The 22,700-nt window shown below is 60.5% G+C and carries 16 protein-coding genes and 3 pseudogenes; 7 read left to right on the top strand and 12 right to left on the bottom strand.

Features of this window, described 5'->3' with window-relative positions:
- Positions 1-51: 51 nt before the first annotated feature.
- Entirely contained in the window at positions 52-1,308 is a 1,257-nt protein-coding gene (gene arcA / locus ACA055_RS23385; RefSeq protein ID WP_497680787.1) for an arginine deiminase, read from the bottom strand.
- A 34-nt stretch (positions 1,309-1,342) separates the two neighbouring features.
- Positions 1,343-2,770 (bottom strand): arginine-ornithine antiporter, encoded by a 1,428-nt coding sequence (gene arcD, locus ACA055_RS23380; protein WP_497680786.1) that lies wholly within the window; start codon positions 2,768-2,770, stop codon positions 1,343-1,345.
- 332 nt (positions 2,771-3,102) lie between these two features.
- Between arcD and ACA055_RS23375 the strand changes: the two are divergent.
- A pseudogene (locus ACA055_RS23375) lies at positions 3,103-3,225 on the top strand (AlkA N-terminal domain-containing protein); the annotation flags it as partial.
- Between the two features lie 85 nt (positions 3,226-3,310).
- Here ACA055_RS23375 and ACA055_RS23370 read toward each other — a convergent pair.
- The 10 genes and pseudogenes from ACA055_RS23370 to gap all read right to left on the bottom strand — a co-directional run bounded on the left by ACA055_RS23370 (position 3,311) and on the right by gap (position 14,274).
- Positions 3,311-4,660, bottom strand: coding sequence for a CoA transferase (locus ACA055_RS23370; protein ID WP_497680785.1), 1,350 nt, complete (start codon positions 4,658-4,660; stop codon positions 3,311-3,313).
- Between the two features lie 170 nt (positions 4,661-4,830).
- Positions 4,831-5,358, bottom strand: a pseudogene (locus ACA055_RS23365) (methyl-accepting chemotaxis protein); the annotation flags it as partial.
- 330 nt (positions 5,359-5,688) lie between these two features.
- Positions 5,689-6,696, bottom strand: a pseudogene (locus ACA055_RS23360) (methyl-accepting chemotaxis protein); the annotation flags it as partial.
- A 451-nt stretch (positions 6,697-7,147) separates the two neighbouring features.
- The gene (locus tag ACA055_RS23355) at positions 7,148-7,549 is read right to left on the bottom strand and encodes a YbaN family protein (RefSeq protein WP_497680784.1); all 402 of its coding nucleotides are present in this window, start codon (positions 7,547-7,549) and stop codon (positions 7,148-7,150) included.
- Between the two features lie 69 nt (positions 7,550-7,618).
- Complete coding sequence (locus ACA055_RS23350) at positions 7,619-8,245, bottom strand: biliverdin-producing heme oxygenase (protein ID WP_497680783.1); 627 nt, start codon at positions 8,243-8,245, stop codon at positions 7,619-7,621.
- Positions 8,246-8,372: 127 nt separating this feature from the next.
- Complete coding sequence (locus ACA055_RS23345) at positions 8,373-10,967, bottom strand: TonB-dependent receptor (RefSeq protein ID WP_497680782.1); 2,595 nt, start codon at positions 10,965-10,967, stop codon at positions 8,373-8,375.
- Between the two features lie 122 nt (positions 10,968-11,089).
- Positions 11,090-12,055 (bottom strand): FecR family protein, encoded by a 966-nt coding sequence (locus ACA055_RS23340; protein WP_497680781.1) that lies wholly within the window; start codon positions 12,053-12,055, stop codon positions 11,090-11,092.
- A gap of 126 nt (positions 12,056-12,181) precedes the next feature.
- Positions 12,182-12,700 (bottom strand): RNA polymerase sigma factor, encoded by a 519-nt coding sequence (locus ACA055_RS23335; RefSeq protein ID WP_497680780.1) that lies wholly within the window; start codon positions 12,698-12,700, stop codon positions 12,182-12,184.
- Positions 12,701-12,777: 77 nt separating this feature from the next.
- The gene (locus ACA055_RS23330; protein ID WP_497680779.1) at positions 12,778-13,242 is read right to left on the bottom strand and encodes a methylglyoxal synthase; all 465 of its coding nucleotides are present in this window, start codon (positions 13,240-13,242) and stop codon (positions 12,778-12,780) included.
- A 30-nt stretch (positions 13,243-13,272) separates the two neighbouring features.
- Positions 13,273-14,274: a type I glyceraldehyde-3-phosphate dehydrogenase gene (gene gap / locus ACA055_RS23325; RefSeq protein WP_497680778.1), complete on the bottom strand. Its 1,002-nt coding sequence runs from the start codon at positions 14,272-14,274 to the stop codon at positions 13,273-13,275.
- A gap of 220 nt (positions 14,275-14,494) precedes the next feature.
- On the opposite strand from gap, the gene edd reads away from it, so the two are divergent.
- The 6 genes from edd to ACA055_RS23295 all read left to right on the top strand — a co-directional run bounded on the left by edd (position 14,495) and on the right by ACA055_RS23295 (position 22,545).
- A complete protein-coding gene (gene edd, locus ACA055_RS23320; protein ID WP_497680777.1) occupies positions 14,495-16,321 on the top strand; it encodes a phosphogluconate dehydratase in 1,827 nt (608 codons plus the stop codon).
- Positions 16,318-17,268 carry a glucokinase gene (locus ACA055_RS23315; RefSeq protein ID WP_497680776.1) on the top strand — a complete coding sequence of 317 codons (951 nt, stop codon included), beginning with the start codon at positions 16,318-16,320 and terminating at the stop codon, positions 17,266-17,268. The genes edd and ACA055_RS23315 overlap by 4 nt, the downstream gene beginning before the upstream one ends.
- A 175-nt stretch (positions 17,269-17,443) precedes the next feature.
- On the top strand, positions 17,444-18,175 hold the full coding sequence (locus tag ACA055_RS23310; protein ID WP_008155851.1) for a response regulator: 732 nt from the start codon (positions 17,444-17,446) through the stop codon (positions 18,173-18,175).
- Entirely contained in the window at positions 18,165-19,634 is a 1,470-nt protein-coding gene (locus ACA055_RS23305) for an ATP-binding protein (RefSeq protein ID WP_497680775.1), read from the top strand. Before ACA055_RS23310 ends, ACA055_RS23305 begins: the two co-directional genes overlap by 11 nt.
- A 226-nt stretch (positions 19,635-19,860) precedes the next feature.
- A complete protein-coding gene (locus ACA055_RS23300) occupies positions 19,861-21,120 on the top strand; it encodes a D-mannose isomerase (RefSeq protein WP_497680774.1) in 1,260 nt (419 codons plus the stop codon).
- Positions 21,121-21,237: 117 nt separating this feature from the next.
- Positions 21,238-22,545 carry an ABC transporter substrate-binding protein gene (locus tag ACA055_RS23295; protein ID WP_497680773.1) on the top strand — a complete coding sequence of 436 codons (1,308 nt, stop codon included), beginning with the start codon at positions 21,238-21,240 and terminating at the stop codon, positions 22,543-22,545.
- The last annotated feature ends 155 nt before the right edge of the window (positions 22,546-22,700 follow it).

Below are 22,700 nucleotides of genomic sequence, written 5' to 3'. Positions count from 1 at the left end.
TCCTGCGCTCGCTACGCTTTCACAGCGTCGGGTCGTCATTAGTCAAAATAATCAATAGTCGATAGGGTCGCGAATGATCGGGCAGGTCATGCAGTGGCCGCCGCCGCGCCCGCGGCCGAGTTCGCCGGCGCTGATGGTGATGACTTCCACGCCGGCCTTGCGCAGCAGGGTGTTGGTGTAGGTGTTGCGGTCGTAGCCGATGACGACGCCCGGTTCCAGGGCCACCACGTTGTTGCCGTCGTCCCATTGCTCGCGTTCGGCGGCGAAACTGTTGCCACCGGTTTCGACCACGCGCAGCGCTGGCAGGTTGAGGGCTTTGGCCACGGTGTCGAGGAAGCTGGTTTCTTCGCGGCGGATGTCGATACCGCCCGGTTTGCTTTCGTCAGGGCGCAGGGTGAAGGCGACGATCTGGCTCACCACTTCCGGGAAGATGGTCACAAGATCCCGGTCGCAGAAGCTGAACACGGTGTCCAGGTGCATCGCCGCGCGGGACTTGGGCAGGCCGGCAACGATGATGCGCTCCACGGCTTTGTGCTTGAACAGGCTGATCGCAAGTTGACCGATGGCCTGGCGGGACGAGCGTTCGCCCATGCCGATCAACACCACACCGTTGCCGATCGGCATCACATCGCCGCCCTCCAGGGTGGCATTGCCGTGATCCTGATCGGGGTCGCCGTACCAGATCTGGAAATCGGCGTTGGTGAACGCGGGGTGGAATTTGTAGATGGCGCTGGCCAGCAGGGTTTCCTGACGACGCGCCGGCCAATACATCGGGTTCAGCGTCACGCCGCCATAGATCCAGCACGTGGTGTCGCGGGTGAACTGGGTGTTGGGCAACGGCGGCAGAATGAAGCTGGAGTGGCCAAGGAAGTCGCGGAACATCGCGAGGGTCTTGCCGCCGAAGCTGTCCGGCAGATCATCGGCCGAGACGCCGCCAATCAGGAATTCGGCGATCTTGCGTGGCTCCAGGCTGCGCAGCCATGAACCCACTTCGTGGACAAAGCCCAGGCCGACCGAGTTGGCGGTGATCTTGCGTTCCAGGATCCAGTTCAGCGCTTCAGGGAGGGCGACGATGTCGGTCAGCAGGTTGTGCATTTCCAGCACATCGACGTTGCGCTCGCGCATTTTGGTGACGAAGTCGAAATGATCGCGCTTGGCCTGGGCGACCCACAGCACATCGTCGAACAGCAGTTCGTCGCAGTTGTTCGGGGTCAGCCGCTGGTGGGCCAGGCCTGGGGAGCAAACCATGACTTTGCGCAGTTTGCCGGCTTCGGAATGGACGCCGTACTTAACTTTTTCCGTGGTCATTACAGTGATCCTCCAGTGACAAAACAATCAGTGATTACAGAGTCAGGAAGCCGTCGTAGAGACCATAGGCGGCCACCAGGGCGCCCGCGACCACTGCGGCGAAAATCAGCTTCTCGACGTGGGTGAAAACCGGTTTGTTGACTTCAAGTTTGGCCTTGGCGAACAGGATCGCGCCGGGGGCGTAAAGCAGGGCGGAGAGCAGCAGGTATTTGATGCCGCCGGCATACAGCAGCCAGACCGCGTAGATCAGGGCGATGGCACCGATGATCAGGTCTTTGCGGCGTTCGGCCATGGCGTTTTCATAACTCTCGCCACGGACCGCCAGCAGCAGGGCATAGGCCGCTGACCACAGGTACGGGACCAGGATCATCGAAGTGGCAAGGTAGATCAGCGACAGGTATGTACTGGCCGAAAACAGCGTGATGATCAGGAAAATCTGCACCATCGCGTTGGTCAACCACAGCGCGTTGGCCGGCACCTGGTTGGCGTTTTCCTTGCGCAGAAACGCCGGCATGGTGTGGTCCTTGGCAGCGGCGAACATGATCTCTGCACACAGCAGCACCCATGACAGCAGTGCCCCCAGCAGCGAGATGATCAGGCCGACGCTGATCAGCGCCGCGCCCCACGGCCCGACCACGTGTTCCAGCACGGCAGCCATCGACGGGTTCTGCAGTTTCGCCAGCTCTGGCTGAGTCATGATGCCCAGCGACAGCACGTTCACCAGCACCAGGAACAACAGCACGGTGATGAAGCCGATCACAGTGGCTTTCCCCACGTCGCTGCGTTTTTCTGCTCGGGCCGAAAAGATACTCGCGCCTTCGATGCCGATGAACACCCAGACCGTGACCAGCATCATGTTGCGCACCTGGTCCATCACGCTGCCCAGGTCAGGATTCTTCAAACCCCAGATGTCGGCGGTGAAGATGTCCAGTTTGAACGCGAACACCGCGATCAATACGAACAGCACCAGCGGCACGATCTTGGCGACCGTGGTCACCAGGTTGATGAAGGCCGCTTCCTTGATGCCTCGCAGCACGAGAAAGTGCACCGCCCAGAGCAGCACTGATGCACCGATCACGGCGGCAACGGTATTGCCTTCGCCAAAGATCGGGAAGAAGTAACCCAGGGTGCTGAACAGCAAAACGAAGTAGCCGACGTTGCCCAGCCAGGCACTGATCCAGTAACCCCAGGCAGACGAGAAACCCATGTAATCGCCGAAACCGGCTTTGGCGTAAGCGTAAACACCACCGTCCAGATCAGGCTTGCGATTGGCCAGGGTCTGGAAGACGAACGCCAGGGTCAGCATGCCGACGGCCGTGATGGCCCAACCGATCAGAACCGCCCCCACATCGGCACTGGCGGCCATGTTTTGCGGCAAGGAAAAAATCCCGCCACCAATCATTGAACCGACGACCAGCGCAACCAGTGCGCCCAGTTTCAGTTTTACGGGGGATTCAGACATTGCATGACTCCAATGCAGGAGAAGAGAGGCAACAGACTAATTCTGTTGGCTAAACAATCAGCTGATCTGGATCAGTGCATGGGTACATTCCATTGTTAATGAAAGACTTGAGACATAACTGGAAAAGCCCTATTCCAGAGGCTTTGGGCAGATCAGAGAGGCGCAGCGAGTGTCGCGTGGAGCTTTGAAGTTAGTTCGCTTTGGTGATTTCGCAACTTTCCTGAATTGATCAGTTATAAATAAAAGACTCAAGTGCGCGTTATCCGAAAACGTTATTACGCGTTATCTATTTAGTTCAACTTATTTGTGTGATGAAGCCCCGCCGGAAATTGGAGCCATTGGAAGTGACGTTGGACTTTCCTGATGCCTCGGCCGTGCCCGAGATCGTCACGCGATTGCGACGGATGTTTGATCTGGATGCTGATCTTGTATGTGTGTTGATTGTCCGGCCCCTTCGCGAGCAAGCCCGCTCCCACACTGGATCGAAGTTTACTCAGATCCCATGTGGGAGCGGGCTTGCTCGCGAAGGGGCCGGAACAGTCACCACCACTGCGCGCGATGGGACCCCAATTCTCCGGCCGCAATCGACCACTGCAACGGCGTCCCGGTCATCTTCAGCGGCACTTGCAAGCGATGCGCCGGCCCCCAGGGCGTCTGTTCGACCAACATGCCCTGATCGTTTTCATCTTCCGCCCGCAACGGCTGATCTGTCCCGGCGCCATGCTCGATCAACAGCTTCGCCGTGCGCGCCAATGACAACCTGGCCGATCCACCACGCCCGCTACTCAATCGCTGCGCCAACAACTTGATCGCACTGGCGGCCATCAAATACCCGGTGGCGTGATCCAGTGCTTGCAGTGGCAACGGTGTCGGTTTGTCCGTGTGCTTCCAGCGCATACCGGCTTCGGCAATCCCGCTGCTCATCTGCACCAGGCTGTCGAAGCCGCGCCGGTTTTGCCACGGGCCGCTCCAGCCGTAGGCATTGAGGCACACATCAATCAGGCCAGGAGCCATTTGTTGGCGTTCGGCGACGCCGTAACCCAGGCGTTCCAATGCATCGGCGCGGTAACCGTGAAGCAGAATGTCGGCGTTCTTGAGCAGGCTTTCGAACACGGCACGGTCGGCCTTGTCATGCAGGTCCAGTCGCGCGCAGCGTTTGCCCAAGGTGACTTCCGGCACCACGCCCGGCTCGTTCCAGGTTGGTGGATCGATGCGCAAGACATCGGCGCCGAGGCCGGCCAGAAAGCGGCTGGCGACGGGGCCGGCGAGCACCCGGGTCAAATCCAGCACCTTGATCCCGGCCAGGGGTTGCGCCATCGAACCTTGCCACGGCTTAGCGTTCTGGCTGCTGTTGGCCGCGAACTGAATCAACGGCTCGGCGTTCACGGCCTGGCCTTGGGGATGTGCCTGCCATTGCTTCCAGCTTCGCATCTCGGCGGCGCAGCCACCGGCCGCGACCACGGCGTGTTCCAGATCGCTTTTGGCCCATTGCGCCACTTTGCTCGCCATCGCTGGGCGATCGGCACAGGCGCCGAGCACTTTTTCGGCGGCGGCGCGATGGTGGGGTGCATTGGTGTGCAGACGGATCCAGCCGTCCTGGGTGGCGTAGTCGCCCGCGACCGGGTCCCACAGCGGTGGAACGCTCCAGCCCTGCGGCCGGATCGAAGTGGCGAACCAGAACGAAGCCAGGCGTCGGTCGACTTCAATGTTGGGCAAGCGACCGGTTTGCTGATTCAGCAATTCGCTGATGGCCTGGCCGGCGGCGGCAATGCTGGCGCAGGCCAGGTCGGTGACGGCAAACGCCGAGGGCAGGGCGCCACTCGACGTGAACGAAATCGGGGTGTTAGGCAAGCCGAGTGCGGCTTGAATGGACGTGAGTAAATCAGTCATCGAAGGCCCTCCGGAACGAGAGCCCGATCATAGATCAAATTAGGTGACAGGCCGGATGAAACCTGTGGGAGCGGGCTTGCTCGCGAAGGCGAAGTGTCAGGCAACATCAATGTCGACTGACACTTCGCCTTCGCGAGCAAGCCCGCTCCCACATTGTTCGGCGGTGTTATCTACACCCGAAACTGATCCATCAATTTCATCTGCTGAGTGGTCAGGGAGTTGAGGTGGCTGCAGATCTGCGCCGATTCGGTGGCCTGGCCGGTCAGGGTTTCGGTGACGGTGCGGATCGCCGAGACGTTGCGATTGACCTCTTCGGCCACGGCGCTTTGCTGTTCGGCGGCGCTGGCGATTTGCAGGTTCATGTCGCTGATCACGGTGACCGCGTCGCTGATTTTGCTCAAGGCCTGGACCGCTTGCTGGATCTGGCCGGCGTTGCTGTGGGCCTGGGTCTGGCTCGAATGCATGGTGGCGACCACGCCGCGTGTGCCGGTCTGGATGCGCTCGATCACGATGCGGATTTCTTCCACCGAATCCTGGGTCCGTTTGGCCAGGTTGCGCACTTCGTCGGCGACCACCGCAAACCCGCGACCGCTTTCACCGGCACGGGCCGCTTCGATGGCCGCGTTGAGGGCCAGCAGGTTGGTTTGTTCGGCGATGCTGCGGATCACTTCCAGCACCGAACCGATTTGCTCGCTGTTGACCGCCAGCGCTTCGACTTCGGTCACCGCTTTGCTGACTTCGTCGGCCAGTTGATTGATGTCGCGGGTGCTGCGCTCGATGATCGACATACCGTCGCGGGCCGACTGATCGGCTCCCTTGGCGGCATTCGCCGCGTTCGAAGCGCTGTTGGCGACGTCGTGGGCGGTGGCGCTCATTTCGTTGGACGCGGTGGCGACCTGGTCGATCTCGCGGAACTGCACCTGCATGCCTTCGCTGGTCTGGCGGGCGATTTCCGACGATTGATCGGCCGTGCCGCGGGCGTCGGTGATGCTCTGTTTGATCTGTGCGATGGTCGGTTGCAGCTTGTCGAGGAAGCGGTTGAACCAACTGACCAATTCGCCCAGTTCGTCTTTCTTGCTGTAGTGCAGACGCTGAGTCAGGTCGCCGTCGCCGCTGGCAATCGCCTTGAGCATTTGCGCCACGCTGTTGATCGGCCGCGTCACGCCGGATGCGGTAAGCCAGATCAGCAGCAAACCGACCAGGCCGGCAATGACCGCCACCACGACGGCTTTGATCGTGCCGCTTTGCTGGGCGTCATCGAGTACCGCTTGCAGCTTGACCGAGTCAGCCAACAACACTTGTTTCGGCAGGTCGATCACCACGCCCCAGGCTTTGGAGTCGGTAATCGGGCTGACCGGGTACACCGCGCGGATCAGGTCGCCTTGTTCGAGAATTTTTGGCGAACCACCGCTGAGCAATTGCAGGACGTCCTTGCCGTCTGCGCCCAGGGTGTCACCGATGCTTTTACCGACCTTGCTCGCATCGACACTGTAACCGGCAAGTACGCCGCTGCCGGAGACGATCAGCATGTGCCCGGCGCTGTTGAACAGATCACGCTGCGAATCGACCGCTGCCGCTTGCAAAGCGTCGAGGGCGATGTCCACACCGACCACACCGATGGATTTTCCGTCCACCAGCAGCGGCACGGAAATGGTGGTCATCAGCATTTCCTTGCCGGCGACGGTGTCAGCGTACGGGTCCAGCAGGCAGGTGCGCTTGCTGTCGCGAGGGCAGGTGTACCAGCTGTTGTAAGGTGTTCCGCTGAGGCTCAGGGTGGTTTTGGTCATGTCGTCTTCGACCATGATCGTATTGATCCCGACCCCGCCGGCACGGCTCCAGTAACTGGCGAAACGTCCGGCTTCGTTGGACTGCCGAGCGGCATCGTTGGCGAACTCGCTGTCCTTGCCATCCAGGCCATTTGGCTCGAATGCCAGCCAGATCCCCAGCACTTTGCTGTTGCGCTCGAAGGCGGTTTTCAGGCTCTGGTTCAACTCTTCACGCAGGGCGCCAGCTTCAAGGGAGCGCTTGCTCGCCATGGCCCGCATGTCGTTGATCTGATCGGCCAGGGCCGTCACCACCAACAGGCTTTCACCGAATGTCTTCTGCACCCGCACCGCTTGCTCGGCAGCCTTTGCCTGGAGCAGGTTCTGCACACTGGCGGTGAGCATCTTGCTGCTGGAGGCGCTGACCAGTTCATCGTTCTGATTGGTCTGGTAGATGTTCATGCCGACGATCAACGCGACCACGCCAAGCAGGCACAGGCCGGACAGCAGAACTATTTTCAGGCGGATAGAGAGAGCGTCGAACATAAGGCGAACTCGCGAATGGATGAGGTGTTGGCTGTGAGTCGGGGGTGACTCGATTCGCCAAGTCCATTCAGCGCCATTCAATGCACATCGGCGTGGGCAGAACTTGCATGAATGGCGAGCCGACGAGCGGTATCAGGTGAACGTTTGCGCAGGTAAATACCCTGAAAAGGACTGGAATTCAGGAGATTTCCGGCACCGATTCCGGCCGCGACCAAATCCACAGATTGCCCAAGCTCATGCCAGCGATGGCCAGGTAAATCGGCCAGCCGTGATCGAGCATGACCAGCATCAACCCGGCGCACAGCAGCATGCTGACGGTGGCGCTGACCTTGGCCCGACGGGCGATGATTTTACCGTTGCGCCAGTTGTAAAGGATGGGCCCGAACAACCGATGATTTTCCAGCCAGGCACTCAGGCGCGGTGAGCTCCTGGTCGCGGCCCAGGCGGCCAACAGGATGAACTCGGTGGTCGGCAGGCCCGGTATGACGATGGCGATCAGGCCGATGCCGAGGCTGACGTAAGCCAGCAGGCCGAAGAGGACGCGGGCGAGTTTTGAAGTGGAGGTTGGAAGTTGAGTCATGACCAACAATACGTGGAGGGTATCCGGTCGCGATCAGCGACCGTTTTTTCGACGGTGACGATGGCTTGCTTAAGCCGGCTGAGCAGTGGTCTCGCGTTTTCCCACCGTCCTGAGGAGCAGCTCCAGGCGTGCGAAAGCAGCTCTGGAAGCCTGATCCACCTGGGCTTCTTCTTCGGCGCTCAATTGCAGATTGTCGAAGATAGCATTGAACGCTTTCCAGCCTCTTGCGCGACCGCCTTCCGGTTCTGCCAGGTGACGTGCGCCCCTGGTTTCGCTGTAGCCCAGGTTGACAGCCTGTTTGAACAGGATGGCTGCACCCAGTTTCGAGCCTTCCGAAACCCGTATCCAGGCCAGCGCCTGGGCCCGAGTCGGCGCCTGTAGTGCGCCCGGAACGGCTTCCGGGATTGCAGAACCGAGATCTGCGAGGTCGGCCTCGGCCGCTTTTACCCGGCAGAGCTCTGGCAAGTCTGGGAAGAGCTTGATCAGCTCCGCGTCGTGGTACAGCGACTGGATTTCCGATTGAAACAAGTACTGCATTTGGACAAAGCGAGTGAAGCCAGCATGCGTGTCGGTAGGCGCCCACTTGCTCACGGTGTCCTCAAGACTTTTGTGCAGGTCATGCGTGAGCGCTCTGACGCGCTGGGAGCGTAATAGCGTTGGCTGGCTGGCGTCGGAATCCGGGGTTTGGGAGGTCATGGTGTTCTTTCCTTGAGAAGACGGTGTACGGGTGGCATTGGCTTATGAACTAGACGAACCAGACGTCGCGGCACAGTAAAAAAACTCACTGCGCGGCGTTATCGCCCGCGCAATGAGGTGGCCGGGGTCAGATATCCCAGACCAGATTGACCGCGAAGTTGCGACCCGGCTGAGTCAGGCGATCAAGGTTGGCCGGGCTCAACACGGCAGCTTCGCCGACGCTGTCGTAACCGCGCACGTCATCCCACAGCCAGTATTTCTTGTCGGTGAGGTTGTAGAGGCCGGCGCTGACGGTCACATCGTCGGTCACCTTGTAGAACCCGGTCAGGTCCAGCACGCCGAAGCCTGGCGACTTGAATTGGCTGCTGACGCCGTCCGGCGATTTGAAGTTGCTGTCGTCGACGCGATCCTTCTTCTTCACCAGCGTCCAGCTGAGCAAGCCGCCGTAGTTGTCCTGGTCGTAACCGAGGCCAAACACTCCGGTCAGCGGATTGACGCTGTTGAGCGGCTCGCCGGTGTCGTTGTTGCGGCCGTAGGCGTAGGCCACCGAACCCTGGGTATAGAGACCTTGCGGCGCGCCAAATGCATCGAGGTTCAGACGGCCCTTGATCTCTGCGCCCTTGATGGTGGCGCGCTTGATGTTGTTGCTCTGGAAGGTTGGCTCGTCATAGCCCGGTGTGATCGCGTCTTCGTTGATGAAGTCGCGATACTTGTTATAGAACACCGCCACATCGAACGAGCCGGATTCGAAGTTACCGCGCAGGCCGGTCTCGAAGCCTTTGCTTTTTTCCGGTTCCAGATCCGGGTTGGGTTCCACGCGGTAGCCTTCGGCGGTGTTATCGAAGCGCCCGTACAACGCCTTGGCGGTCGGCGTGCGGAAACCTTCGGCGTACTGGCCGTACCAGGTGTATTGATCGGTCAGGGCGTAGGTCAGGCCGAACTTCGGTGAGACTTTGTGCCAGGTTTTGTTTTCGTCGCTGACCGTGCCGCGACCGTCGGCCGCCACGGTGTTGAGGAATTCCTGGGTGATGTGCGGCTTGAGCTGGGTGTAGTCGTAGCGCAGTCCCGGCAGGAAGGTCCACTTGTTCCAGCTGATCTGATCCTGGGCGAACACGCTGTAGGTGTTGATGGTCGGGTCCGGGAAGTCGCTGGATTTTCTCAGCACGTCCGCTGCGCTGGTGGCGCCGATGGCGGTGCAGCCGCGACCGACCGCCAGGCAAATGCCGTTGCCGCTGCGCGAGCCGGTGACTTTCTGCTGCTTGAGGGTGGTGCCGTAAGTCAGCACGTGTTCGGTGTCGGCGATGTTGAAGGCTTTATCCAGTTGCGCGTCGAGTACCCACTGCTTTTCTTCGTAGATCGTGTCCCGTGTGCGTAGCACCTGTCGGGTGATCGGGAAGTAGAACTCTTCGGTGCTCTGGTCGGTTTTGGCGGCCTGGTGGTTCAGGCTCCACTTGACGTTGTCCGCCAGCAAGCTGTCGAGGGCGAAGCTGTTTTCCAGGCCGAAACGCTCACGGGTGATGGTGTCGTTGCCGGTGCGCCACTGGTACATGCCACCGGGCAGCACGCTGTTCGGAATGGTCGGCTGGCCGTTGAAGTACGGGCCGCCGTAAGCGCTTTTCAGATCCGCATCGCGATCGTCCTTGTACTTCTCGTAGGTCAGGCCCAAGCGCGAATCTTCGTTGTAGTTCCAGCCGATCTTGGCCAGCACGTTGGTGGCTCGCACGTCTTCCGGGTTGGCGGCGGTGCGCGCCAGACCGGTGCCGTTGTTGCTGCCATAGGATTCGGTTTCGTGACCGTCGCGCTGACTGAAGTGCAGCAAGCCATCGAACTGATCGGCGCGGCCGGCAACGGTCGCGGATTTCAGCCAGCTCTCGTCAGCGGAGCTGTAGCCGGTCTTCAGACGCGCACCGACATCCTGGCCTGGCTTGATGATGTCGTCCGGGTCGAGGGTGAAGTAGCTGACCGCGCCGCCGATGGCGTTGCTGCCGTACAGCACCGAGGCCGGGCCGCGCAGGATTTCCACGCGCTTGATGATTTCCGGGTCGACGTAGTTGCGTTGGGTCTTGGCATAAGGGCCGTTGAAGAAATCGTTCGGTACTTCGACGCCGTCGACCTGGGTCAGAATCCGGTCGCCGTCGATACCGCGAATGTTGTATCCGCTGATGCCGCCGCGCTGACCGGCGCCACCCACCGAGACACCTGGCTCGTAGCGCACCAGGTTCTTGATGGTGTTGACGTTGTTGCGGTCCAGTTCTTCACGGGTGTGGACGGTGACGGTGCCGGGCACGCTTTCGATGGTCTGCTCCTGACGGGTGGCGCTGATGGTCACCTGTTGCAGGTTGAGTGCGCCGCCGCTGCTGCTGCGCTTCTCCAGGACAATGTTGTTATTGCCCAGTTTGCGATAGCTCAGGTTGGTCCCCACCAACAGGCGATCGAGGGCTTTTTCCGGCGACAAGGACCCGCGCACACCCGGCGAGGCCACGCCTTCAGCCAGTTCGGCGGGCAAGCCGACCTGCCAGCCGGTCACGGCGGTGAAGGCATTGAGTGCCGAGACCAGCGACTGCTGAGGAATGGCGAACGAGTAATCGCCCATGTTGCGGGTCGGCTGGTCGGCGGCGGTAGCGGCCATCAGCGGCGCGCTGCCTGCCATCAGGATGGCGGCGGTCAGCAGCGACAGCACGCGGGAGGGTGAAGAGGCTTGGCGGGTAAGGCGAGAGGACATCGATAGCGCTCCGTGTCGCACGAATCTTTATAGGTGCTGATTGGCATTCTTAGATGCGAATCAATTGCATTGGCTATAACGAGACGAACGAGCTTCAGCTATCGAGTAAAAATAATTCTCATTTAGTTCAGAATCACCAGCGCCGGGAATTCCTGGAGCCGTGCCGAGGTGATGTGGGCCAGGGAGCGGACCACGTCCAAAGGTTGATCAAGACGATAATTGCCGGTCACTGCAATGTCGGCCAACTGCTCGTTGGTGTTGATGATCCAGCCCGGATAGTAGCGACGCAGCTCCGCCAGCACCTCGCTCAGCGGACAGTTTTCGAACACCAGTCGACCCTGGACCCAGGCCAGGTCGGTGGCGGCATCGAGCTTGGCCGGTCGGTCGAAACCGTTGGGACCGATTCGGATGCTTTCCCCGGCGGACAACCGGACCCGTGCGTCGTCGCGGGTCGCACGCAAGTCGACATCGCCACGCTGCACCCGAACCTGCGCTACGCCGTCGAGGTAGCGCACCGCAAACGCCGTGTCGTGCACACTGGCTTTCACCGGCCCTGCATCGATTTCCAGCGGCTGGCCGCGATTGGCCGGCACTTCGAAATACGCCTCGCCCTGATACAAACGGGCCACGCGCAGTTGATCGTTGATGGTGCTGGAGAAGGCCGAGTTGGTATTGAGCAGGACCTTCGAGCCGTCCTCCAGTTGCAGCCGCTGACGTTCACCGACCACCGTCAAGTGGTCGGCCTGGATGCGCATCGGCAGGTTGCTGAAACTGAACAGGCCGAGGATCAACACGGCAGCGGTGGCCAAGGGTTTCCAGTGTGGTCGCAGGCGTGACAGGACGGTCAGTTTCGGCGGTCGGGCAGCCAGGTTTTGCGCGCATTGCGTGACTTGCGGGCCGTCCCAGATCGCCCGGGCCTTGGCGAACGCCTCGGCATGCAGCGGGTCGGCGGCCAGCCAGTCATGGAATTGCCGGGTCTGTTCTTCGCTCGGACTGCCCAGCACGATCAGCCAGTCCAATGCCTGGTCCATCGCGCTTGCGGGGTCCCGCGCCGGGGAGGGCGGAGGGGAGCGGTGGGTGTCCGTCACGGTGTTTCCTCGGCAGTGTCTGTGCACGGCTGTTTTATGAGTGAAGCTTGAAAAGAGGGGGCAAGGGTAGCAAAGCCCGATGGTCTGCGCAGTCGATGCAGGCACGTAGGGAGTAAATCTACAGACTCAATCCCCGTTTAACCGTTCGGCCACGCCGATGCAGATGGCCATGATCAGCTTCAGTTCCTTCTGCACCGTGCTCAACGACACGTCGAGCTTCTCGGCAATCTCCAGGTAACTGTGCCCGTGCAGGCGACTGAGGATGAAAATCTGCTGCTGACGTGAGCTGAGTTCATTGAGGCTCACGTTCAATCGCTCCAGCAACTGTTCGGCATGGGCAGCCTCCTCGGCACTGCTGGCGGGGGCGGCGACGCTTTGCACCACGTCCAGTGGCACGTCGTCGAGCATCGTGCGCGATTGAATTCGACGCGCACGCAAATGGTCCAGTGCCAGGTTGCGGGCGGTCTGGAAGACGAAGGGTTCAAGGTGATCGATGGCCCGTTCACTCAACGCCCGGGTCACCCGCAGGTAGGTTTCCTGCAAGAGGTCTTCGGCGGTGCTGTGATTGTTGACCATCCGCTCCAGCGTGCGCAGCAGAGAAACTCGCTGGGCGATGAAGACGTGATTGAAGCGCGATTGACTCACGGGAGGACCTGATCCATTTCGAGCTAATGATAATGCTTATCATCCGCTCGAGTGGTCAAGTACTGATTTGTGAAGGTTTACGTACGACCCAGCAAATAGGTCGCGTAGTCTGGGATGCGGTGCGGGTGAGCCTGGTCCATCAGCGGGCTGCTGAGCAAGTAGTCGGCGCTGCATTCATTACAGGCCACCGGGATGTTCCAGACCGCCGCGACCCGCAACAGCGCCTTGATGTCCGGGTCGTGTGGCTGCGGCTCGAACGGGTCCCAGAAGAACACCAGCATGTCGACCCGCTGCTCGGCGATGCGCGCGCCGAGCTGTTGGTCGCCACCCAATGGTCCGCTGATCATGCTTTCCACCGGCAGGTCGAGGCGTTGTTGCAACAACAACCCCGTCGTGCCGGTGGCGACCAGTTCATGTTGCGCGAGCTTGTCTTTGTGGCGCTCAGCCCAGTCGAGCAAAAACACCTTGCAGTGGTCATGGGCGACCAGGGCGATACGCTTGCGCGCCGCCACGGTCTTTTGCGTAAAGCTGATACCGATCATCGATTGTTGCCCCTGCTTCTGCAACGAACGTTATTCGGCGTTGCAAAGCGCCAGGCAGTTATCGAGCATGCGGTTGGAGAAGCCCCATTCGTTGTCGTACCAGGCCAGCACCTTGAGCAGCTTGCCGCTGGATTTGGTGTGGTTGGCGTCAAAAATCGACGACAGCGGGTTGTGATTGAAGTCGCTGGAGACCAGCGGCAAGGTGTTATAGCCGAGGATCTTCGAGTGCTGGGCGGCTTGTTTGAGCAGTGCGTTCACTTCATCGGCCGACGCTTCGCGCTTGAGCTGTACGGTCAGGTCCACCAGGGAAACGTTGATCACCGGAACACGCACCGCCATGCCGGTCAGTTTGCCCGCCAGTTCCGGCAGCACCAGGCCGACCGCTTCGGCAGCGCCGGTCTTGCTCGGGATCATGTTCTGGGTGGCCGAACGGGCGCGGTACGGGTCGGTGTGATAGACGTCGGTCAGGTTTTGATCGTTGGTGTAGGCGTGGATAGTGGTCATCAGACCGCTTTCGATGCCCAGCTCGCGATGCAGCACCTGGGCTACCGGGGCCAGGCAGTTGGTGGTGCACGACGCGTTGGAAATAATCTGGTGCGATTGGCGCAGAATGTCGTGGTTAACGCCATAAACCACCGTGGCGTCGGCACCTTTGGCCGGGGCCGAGATGATGACTTTGCGCGCGCCGGCCGTAATATGCGCGGCGGCTTTGGCACGGTCGGTGAACAGACCGGTGCATTCGAACACGACATCAATTTTTTCCGCGGCCCAAGGCAGGTCGGCCGGGTTGCGGATCGCGCTGACCGCAATACGGTCGCCGTTGACGGTCAGGCTTTCCTGATCGTGCTGGACATCGGCGTCGAACGTGCCGTGAACAGTGTCGTATTTGAGCAGATGCGCGTTGATCGCGCTGTCGCCCAGATCATTGATCGCGACAATCTGCAGATCCTGACGATAGCCCTGGGTATACAGTGCGCGCAGGACGTTACGGCCAATTCGGCCAAAACCATTGATTGCGATTCGAAGAGTCATTTAACAGGGCCGCCGTCGTTTTGTTGTTGGAATTACAAGATTATTCGCATAAAAATAGAAAACAAGCCTTTTTAATGGCAATATTTTGTTCAATCTACAACGAGTGACCTGAATCAACTGGTCCGACCGATCAAGAAAACCGTCTGTCATCCCATCGACAACGGCTCTTGCTCAGCATAGACAATCAGGTCGCCACATCCGTTAGCCTGGAGTTCTACACATGCATCCCCGCGTCCTTGAGGTCACCGAACGGCTTATCGCCCGCAGCCGCGCCACGCGCGAGGCTTACCTTGCACTGATTCGCGGAGCAGCCAGCGACGGTCCGATGCGCGGCAAGCTGCAATGCGCCAACTTCGCCCACGGCGTAGCCGGTTGCGGCACAGACGATAAGAACAGTCTGCGGATGATGAACTCCGCCAACATTGCGATTGTTTCGTCATATAACGACATGCTCTCGGCGCATCAGCCGTACGAAGTCTTTCCTGAACAGATCAAAAAAGCCCTGCGCGAGATCGGCTCCGTCGGCCAGTTCGCCGGTGGCACTCCGGCCATGTGCGATGGCGTGACTCAGGGCGAGCCGGGCATGGAGTTGAGCCTGCCCAGCCGCGAAGTGATTGCGCTGTCCACCGCCGTGGCGTTGTCCCACAACATGTTCGATGGTGCGCTGATGCTCGGCATCTGCGACAAGATCGTGCCGGGCCTGATGATGGGCGCACTGCGCTTCGGTCATCTGCCGACGATCTTCGTGCCGGGTGGGCCGATGGTCTCGGGCATTTCCAACAAGCAGAAAGCCGACGTTCGTCAGCGCTACGCCGAAGGCAAGGCCAGCCGCGAAGAGCTGCTGGAGTCGGAGATGAAGTCCTACCACAGCCCTGGCACCTGCACCTTCTACGGCACCGCCAACACCAACCAGTTGCTGATGGAAGTCATGGGCCTGCACTTGCCGGGCGCATCATTCGTCAACCCGAACACGCCGTTGCGCGATGCTCTGACACGCGAAGCGGCGCATCAGGTCACGCGCTTGACCAAGCAAAGCGGCGACTTCATGCCGATCGGCGAAATCGTCGACGAGCGTTCGCTGGTCAACTCCATCGTCGCCCTGCACGCCACCGGCGGTTCGACCAACCACACCTTGCACATGCCGGCGATCGCCATGGCGGCGGGCATTCAATTGACTTGGCAGGACATGGCCGACCTCTCCGAGGTGGTGCCGACCCTGAGTCACGTCTACCCGAACGGCAAAGCCGACATCAACCACTTCCAGGCAGCGGGCGGCATGTCGTTCCTGATCCGCGAACTGCTGGAAGCCGGGTTGCTCCACGAAAACGTCAACACTGTGCTCGGCCACGGCCTGAGCCGCTACACCATGGAGCCATTCCTCGATAACGGCGAACTGGTCTGGCGCGAAGGCCCGATCGAAAGTCTCGACGAAAACATTCTGCGCCCGGTCGCTCGCGCCTTCTCGCCAGAAGGTGGTTTGCGGGTGATGGAAGGCAACCTCGGTCGCGGTGTGATGAAGGTTTCAGCGGTCGCGTTGGAAAACCAGATCGTCGAAGCACCGGCCATGGTATTCCAGGATCAGCAGGATTTGGCCGACGCGTTCAAGGCCGGTCTGCTGGAGAAAGATTTTGTCGCGGTGATGCGCTTCCAGGGCCCGCGCTCCAATGGCATGCCGGAACTGCACAAGATGACGCCGTTCCTCGGCGTGCTGCAGGATCGCGGCTTCAAGGTGGCGCTGGTCACCGACGGACGTATGTCCGGTGCGTCGGGGAAAATCCCGGCGGCCATTCACGTCAGCCCAGAAGCTTATGTGGGCGGCGCTTTGGCGCGGGTCCAGGAGGGCGATATCATCCGCGTCGATGGCGTCAAAGGCACTTTGGAGCTTAAGGTGGACGCCGAAGAATTCGCAGCGCGCGAACCTGCCAAGGGCCTGCTGGGCAATAATATTGGCAGCGGACGCGAACTGTTTGGTTTCATGCGCATGGCCTTCAGCTCCGCAGAGCAGGGCGCCAGCGCCTTTACTTCTGCCCTGGAGACGCTTAATTGAAACTGGCTTTGGTCGGTGACATCGGTGGGACCAACGCACGTTTCGCGTTGTGGAAAAACCAGCAGCTGGAATCTGTCCAGGTGCTGGCGACGGCAGATCACGCCAGCCCGGAGGAGGCCATTGCCCTCTACCTGAGCGGGCTCGGTCTGGCGCCGGGTTCGATCGGTTCGGTGTGCCTGTCGGTGGCAGGTCCCGTGAGTGGCGACGAATTCAAATTCACCAACAATCACTGGCGGCTCAGTCGCAAGGCGTTCTGCCAGGCCTTGAAGGTGGATCAACTGCTGCTGGTCAACGATTTCTCGGCCATGGCATTGGGCATGACCCGTTTGCAGCCGGACGAGTTTCGGGTGGTCTGCGAAGGCACGCCGGAGCCGTTGCGGCCGGCCGTAGTGATCGGCCCGGGCACGGGGCTGGGTGTCGGCACGTTACTCGATCTGGGCGAGGGTCGTTTTGCCGCGTTGCCGGGGGAGGGCGGTCACGTCGATTTGCCGTTGAGCAGCCTGCGCGAAACTCAGCTGTGGCAGCACATCTTCAACGAGATCGGTCATGTCAGCGCTGAAACGGCGTTGAGCGGCAGCGGCTTGCCGCGTGTCTATCGAGCGATCTGCGCGGTGGATGGTCACGAGCCCGTTCTCGAAACACCGGAAGCGATTACGGCGGCCGGACTGGCGGGCGACCCGATTGCCCTGGAAGTGCTCGAGCAGTTTTGCTGCTGGCTCGGTCGCGTGGCCGGCAACAACGTGCTGACCACTGGTGCACGAGGCGGTGTTTACATCGTTGGTGGGGTGATTCCACGGTTTGCCGATTTCTTCATCGAAAGCGGTTTCGCGCGCTGCTTCGCCGACAAGGGCTGCATGAGCGATTACTTCAAAGGCATTCCGGTGTGGTTGGTGACAGCGCCGTATTCCGGTCTAGTGGGTGCGGGTGTGGCGCTCGATCAGGCCTGAAATGCAATTAAATGTGGGAGCGGGCTTGCTCGCGAAGGCGTCGTGTCAGTGATATCAATGTTGCCTGACACACCGCATTCGCGAGCAAGCCCGCTCCCACAGTGTTTCTGCGGTGTTTGTAAATTTGGTGCTTAAGGCATAATCCGCCCAATTCAAATAACAAGGACGCCTTCCTGTGAGCTCAGTCAACAAGTCGATTTTGTTGGTCGATGACGATCAAGAGATACGCGAGTTGCTGGACACCTACCTGACCCGCGCCGGTTTCCAGGTCCGTACCACGCCCGACGGCGCGGGCTTTCGCCAGGCCATGAACGAGGCGCCGAGTGATCTGGTGATCCTCGACGTGATGCTGCCGGACGAAGACGGTTTCAGTCTGTGCCGCTGGATCCGCCAGCACCCGCGTCAGGCGCAGGTGCCGATCATCATGCTCACCGCCAGTTCCGACGAGGCCGATCGGGTCATTGGCCTGGAGCTGGGCGCCGACGACTACCTTGGCAAACCCTTCAGCCCCCGTGAATTGCAGGCGCGCATCAAAGCGTTGTTGCGCCGCGCGCAGTTCGGTCAGGAGCGTTCCGGCAGTGAAGTGCTGGCCTTTGATGACTGGCGCCTGGACATGGTCAGCCATCGGCTGTTCCACATCGACGGCGAAGAAGTGATTCTTTCCGGCGCTGATTTCGCGCTGCTGAAACTGTTCCTCGATCACCCCCAGGAAATCCTCGACCGCGACACCATTGGCAACGCCACCCGTGGTCGCGATCTGATGCCGCTGGATCGTATTGTCGACATGGCGGTCAGCCGTTTGCGCCAGCGCCTGCGCGACACCGAAAAACCGCCGCGGCTGATCCGTACCGTGCGCGGCAGTGGCTACCAACTGGCAGCCAATGTGGTTGCCAGCAATGGCCACTGAATTTTTCCGCAAGCTCGCCGCACAGATTCCGGTGCCGCGTTCGCTGCTGGGTCGCATGTTGCTGCTGACGCTGTTGGCGGTGCTGTTCGCGCAGACGCTGTCGAGCGTGATCTGGGTCTCGCAACTGCGCGCCACCCAGCTTGAAGGCCTGGTCACCAGCGCCCGCAGCCTGGCCCATTCGATGACGGCCAGCGTCAGTTATTTCCGCTCATTGCCGGTGGCCTTCCGGCCGCTGGTGCTCGATCAATTGCGCAGCATGGGCGGCACCCGGTTCGTGGTGACCCTCAACGACAAACCCTTGGGCATGGAAGTGCTGCCGATCACCCCGCGCAAAGAAGCGGTGCTCAAAGCGGTGGACGAAGTGCTGCGCCAATCGCTGGGTCAGGACACGGATATCTCGGTGACCTTCGTCAGTCCCGAGGACCTGCGAATCTTCAACGGCGGCCTGAAACTCGATGAATTGCCGCGTTCCTGGGCGCACTACGCGCTGACCCTGGAACCGGTGAACCCGCCGGTGCTGGTCACGCAAATCCAGATGGCGCCGGGGGAATGGCTGTACATAGCCTCCTTGTTGCCGGAGCCCTACACCAGCCTCGAAGAGCAAGGCCTGCCGGCGCAGCAGGTCTGGTTTATCGTGCTCACCAGTGGCTTCTTGTTGTTGTTTATCGGCCTGTTGGTGCACTGGCAGAGCCGGCCGCTCAAGCGCCTGGCGCGGGCGGCGCGAGACATGTCCCTCGGTGCCGAAGTCGAGCCAGTGGCCGAGGGTGGCGGCAGTGAAGTGGTCGAGGTGGGCCGTGCCTTCAATGCGATGCGCGAGCGCATCAGCCGCTACCTGACGGAACGCAGCCAGTTGTTCAGCGCCATTTCCCATGACCTGCGCACGCCAATCACCCGGCTGCGACTGCGGGTTGAATTGCTCGAAGACGAAAAGCTGCAGGCCAAATTCGGTCGCGATCTGGATGAACTGGAGCTGCTGGTCAAAGGTGCGCTGCAATGCGTGAAAGACACCGACATCCACGAAAACATCGAGCCGGTGGATCTCAATCATGTGCTCGATTGTCTGGTGGAACCGTACCTGGCGCCGAACGGCAATGGCCGCGTGACCCAGCAGGGTCGGGCGCTGGCGGCGTATCCGGGCAAACCGCTGGCGCTCAAGCGTTGCATCGGTAACCTGATCGATAACGCGTTGAAGTATGGGCAGAACGCGCACCTGCATATCGATGACGACGAAAGTGCGTTCATCCTGCATGTCGATGATGAAGGGCCCGGTGTTCCTGAGCAGCGGCTGGAGCAGGTGTTCGAACCGCACTTCCGGTTGGCCGGGCAGCAGCAGGGTTATGGGTTGGGGTTGGGGATTGCCCGCAACATTGCCCATAGCCATGGCGGTGAAGTCAGCCTGCAAAACCTGCGTGAAGGTGGGTTGCGAGTGACGTTGCAGTTGCCTCGCAGTATTGATTAGGAACACCGCGTATCGTTCTTCGCGAGCAAGCCCGCTCCCACATTGGATTTGTGTACGACGCATAACCACTGTGGGAGCGGGCTTGCTCGCGAAGGCGTCAGAACTTTAAACACATCCCTCAAGGCAAATGTCACAACTCAGTGACAAAACCCGCCCCCTTCGTTACAAGCCCGCCACTGCCCGTTGTTTAGACTGCCCGCAGTCATAACAACAAAAAAGGTACCCCATGGACACCTCCCAACCTGCTTTGCGCAGTTGGCTGAACGCGCCTGCCCATCAGCAATGGCTCGCCGATGAAGGCCTGCGCCTGCTGGCGTTTGCCAAGGCTTCCAAACTGCCTGACGGCTTCGGCAACCTTGATGATCAGGGTCGCTTGCCGGCCAACGCGCAAGCCGAGACCATGAACACCGCGCGCATGACCCACAGCTTCGCCATGGCCCATATTCAAGGCCTGCCGGGGTTTGCCGAACTGGTGGATCACGGCGTTCAAGCCCTCAGCGGCCCGCTGCGTGATGCCGAGCACGGTGGCTGGTTCGCTACCCCTGATCATCGCGATGGCAACACCGGCAAAGCCGCCTACCTGCACGCGTTCGTCGCGCTCGCAGCCAGTTCCGCAGTGGTCGCCCGACGGCCCGGCGCCCAAGCCTTGCTTGATGATGCGATCAACATCATCGACACGCACTTCTGGAGCGAAGAGGAGGGCGCCATGCGCGAATCCTTCAATCGCGACTTCAGCTGCGAAGAAGCCTACCGAGGCGCCAACAGCAACATGCACGCCACCGAAGCCTTCCTCGCACTGGCGGATGTCACCGAGGACAACCGCTGGCTGTGCCGCGCCCAGCGCATCGTCGAGCGCGTCATCCACGGTCACGCTGCTGCCAATGACTACCTGGTGGTCGAGCATTTCGATCGCGACTGGCAGCCGCTGCGCGACTACAACCACGACAACCCGGCGGACGGTTTTCGTCCTTATGGCACCACGCCGGGCCATGGTTTCGAGTGGGCGCGGCTGTTGCTGCACCTGGAAGCGGCGCGGGTGCAGGCAGGCATGCTCACGCCGGGCTGGCTGGCCACCGACGCGCAAAAACTCTTCGAGCACAACTGCCGTCACGGCTGGGATGTCGACGGGGCGCAGGGCATTGTCTACACCCTCGACTGGGACAACCGCCCCGTGGTTCGTCACCGCCTGCACTGGACCCATTGCGAAGCCAGCGCTGCCGCCAGTGCTCTGCTCAAACGCACCGGCGATGCGCAGTACGAAACCTGGTACCGATTGTTCTGGGAGTTTTGTGACAGTCATTTCATCGACCGCGAAGGTGGCAGTTGGCACCACGAACTCGATCCGCAGAACCGCCCGAGTGCCGACATCTGGCCCGGCAAACCCGACCTGTATCACGCCTGGCAAGCCGTGCTGATCCCGCGCCTGCCTCTGGCGCCGAGCATGGCCACGGCGCTGGGGCAGTTGTCCCAGAGCGTTCCTGTGTAACCATGTGGTGACATTCGCGCGTCCCTTCGTTACCTGCGAGGGGATGACTCCTGTTTAAAATCCTATGCAGCGCAAGCACCAGACTTGCATGCATAACAACAAGAAAGGTACTACTAGATGAATGCGATTTCTCGCCTCGCTACTGTCATTTCTCTCGCTTCACTGCTTCCTCTTTCTGCATTTCCGCTGAGTACCCTTGCTGCCGATTCCAAAGGTTCGGTGGAGGTTGTTCACTGGTGGACCTCTGGTGGTGAAAAGGCAGCGGTCGATGTGCTGAAGGCTCAAGTCGAAAAAGACGGCTTTACCTGGAAGGACGGCGCAGTCGCCGGTGGTGGCGGTTCCACGGCCATGACCGTACTCAAAAGCCGAGCCGTCGCCGGTAACCCGCCGGGTGTCGCCCAGATCAAAGGTCCGGACATCCAGGAGTGGGGCAGCACTGGCCTGCTCAGCACCGACACCCTGAAAGACGTGGCCAAGTCGGAAAAGTGGGATGACCTGCTGTCGAAGAAAGTCTCCGACACCGTGAAGTACGAAGGCGACTACGTTGCCGTGCCGGTGAACATTCACCGCGTCAACTGGCTGTGGATCAACCCGGAAGTCTTCAAGAAAGCCGGGATTGAAAAAGCCCCCACCACCCTCGAAGAATTCTATGCCGCCGGTGACAAGCTCAAGGCCGCAGGCTTCATCGCGTTGGCCCACGGTGGCCAGCCTTGGCAGGACAGCACCGTGTTTGAAGACGTGGTGCTCTCGGTCATGGGCGCCGACGGTTACAAGAAAGCCCTGGTAGACCTGGATCAGAAAACCCTCTCGGGCGCGGAAATGACCAAGTCGTTCACCGAGCTGAAAAAGCTCACGGGCTACATGGACCCGAACCGCGCCGGTCGTGACTGGAACATCGCCGCCGCCGACGTCATCAATGGCAAGGCCGGTATGCAGATGATGGGCGACTGGGCCAAGAGCGAATGGACCGCGGCCAAGAAAGTAGCCGGCAAGGATTACCAGTGCGTGCCGTTCCCGGGCACCGAAAAAGCCTTCACCTACAACATCGATTCGATGGCCGTGTTCAAGCTCAAGGCTGATCGCAAAGGTGACATCGCCGCTCAACAAGACCTGGCCAAGGTCGCTCTGGGCAAAGACTTCCAGAAAGTCTTCAGCATCAACAAAGGCTCGATCCCGGTGCGTACCGACATGCTTAACGACATGAGCGGCCTGGGTTTCGATTCCTGCGCTCAAGCGGCGGCCAAGGACTTCCTGGCTGACGAGAAGACTGGCGGCCTGCAACCGAGCATGGCGCACAACATGGCCACTTCCCTGGCCGTGCAGGGCGCGATCTTCGACGTGGTCACCAACTTCATGAACGACAAGGATGCTGACCCGGCCAAGGCCAGCGCCCAACTGGCATCGGCTGTCAAAGCCGCCCAGTAATCCCTGACACCGCGTGTCCCCATGTGGGAGCGGGCTTGCTCGCGAAGACGGACTGACATTCAACATGGATGTCGACTGACACACCGCTTTCGCGAGCAAGTCCGCTCCCACAAGGGATCGCCGTGCGGATTTCATTTCTCTTCACCTGGATTATC

Source organism: Pseudomonas sp. LBUM1657 (assembly GCF_059716075.1).
Note: the sequence above shows the minus strand (reverse complement) of the source record. Positions and strands in the feature narration are given on the sequence as shown.

What these genes read in the sequence shown, in the direction of transcription:
- arcA (WP_497680787.1), bottom strand. Translation starts at nt 1,308, where the DNA reads ATGACCACGGAAAAAGTTAAGTACGGCGTCCATTCCGAAGCCGGCAAA.
- arcD (WP_497680786.1), bottom strand. Translation starts at nt 2,770, where the DNA reads ATGTCTGAATCCCCCGTAAAACTGAAACTGGGCGCACTGGTTGCGCTG.
- ACA055_RS23370 (WP_497680785.1), bottom strand. Translation starts at nt 4,660, where the DNA reads ATGACTGATTTACTCACGTCCATTCAAGCCGCACTCGGCTTGCCTAAC.
- ACA055_RS23355 (WP_497680784.1), bottom strand. Translation starts at nt 7,549, where the DNA reads ATGACTCAACTTCCAACCTCCACTTCAAAACTCGCCCGCGTCCTCTTC.
- ACA055_RS23350 (WP_497680783.1), bottom strand. Translation starts at nt 8,245, where the DNA reads ATGACCTCCCAAACCCCGGATTCCGACGCCAGCCAGCCAACGCTATTA.
- ACA055_RS23345 (WP_497680782.1), bottom strand. Translation starts at nt 10,967, where the DNA reads ATGTCCTCTCGCCTTACCCGCCAAGCCTCTTCACCCTCCCGCGTGCTG.
- ACA055_RS23330 (WP_497680779.1), bottom strand. Translation starts at nt 13,242, where the DNA reads ATGATCGGTATCAGCTTTACGCAAAAGACCGTGGCGGCGCGCAAGCGT.
- gap (WP_497680778.1), bottom strand. Translation starts at nt 14,274, where the DNA reads ATGACTCTTCGAATCGCAATCAATGGTTTTGGCCGAATTGGCCGTAAC.
- edd (WP_497680777.1), top strand. Translation starts at nt 14,495, where the DNA reads ATGCATCCCCGCGTCCTTGAGGTCACCGAACGGCTTATCGCCCGCAGC.
- ACA055_RS23305 (WP_497680775.1), top strand. Translation starts at nt 18,165, where the DNA reads ATGGCCACTGAATTTTTCCGCAAGCTCGCCGCACAGATTCCGGTGCCG.
- ACA055_RS23300 (WP_497680774.1), top strand. Translation starts at nt 19,861, where the DNA reads ATGGACACCTCCCAACCTGCTTTGCGCAGTTGGCTGAACGCGCCTGCC.
- ACA055_RS23295 (WP_497680773.1), top strand. Translation starts at nt 21,238, where the DNA reads ATGAATGCGATTTCTCGCCTCGCTACTGTCATTTCTCTCGCTTCACTG.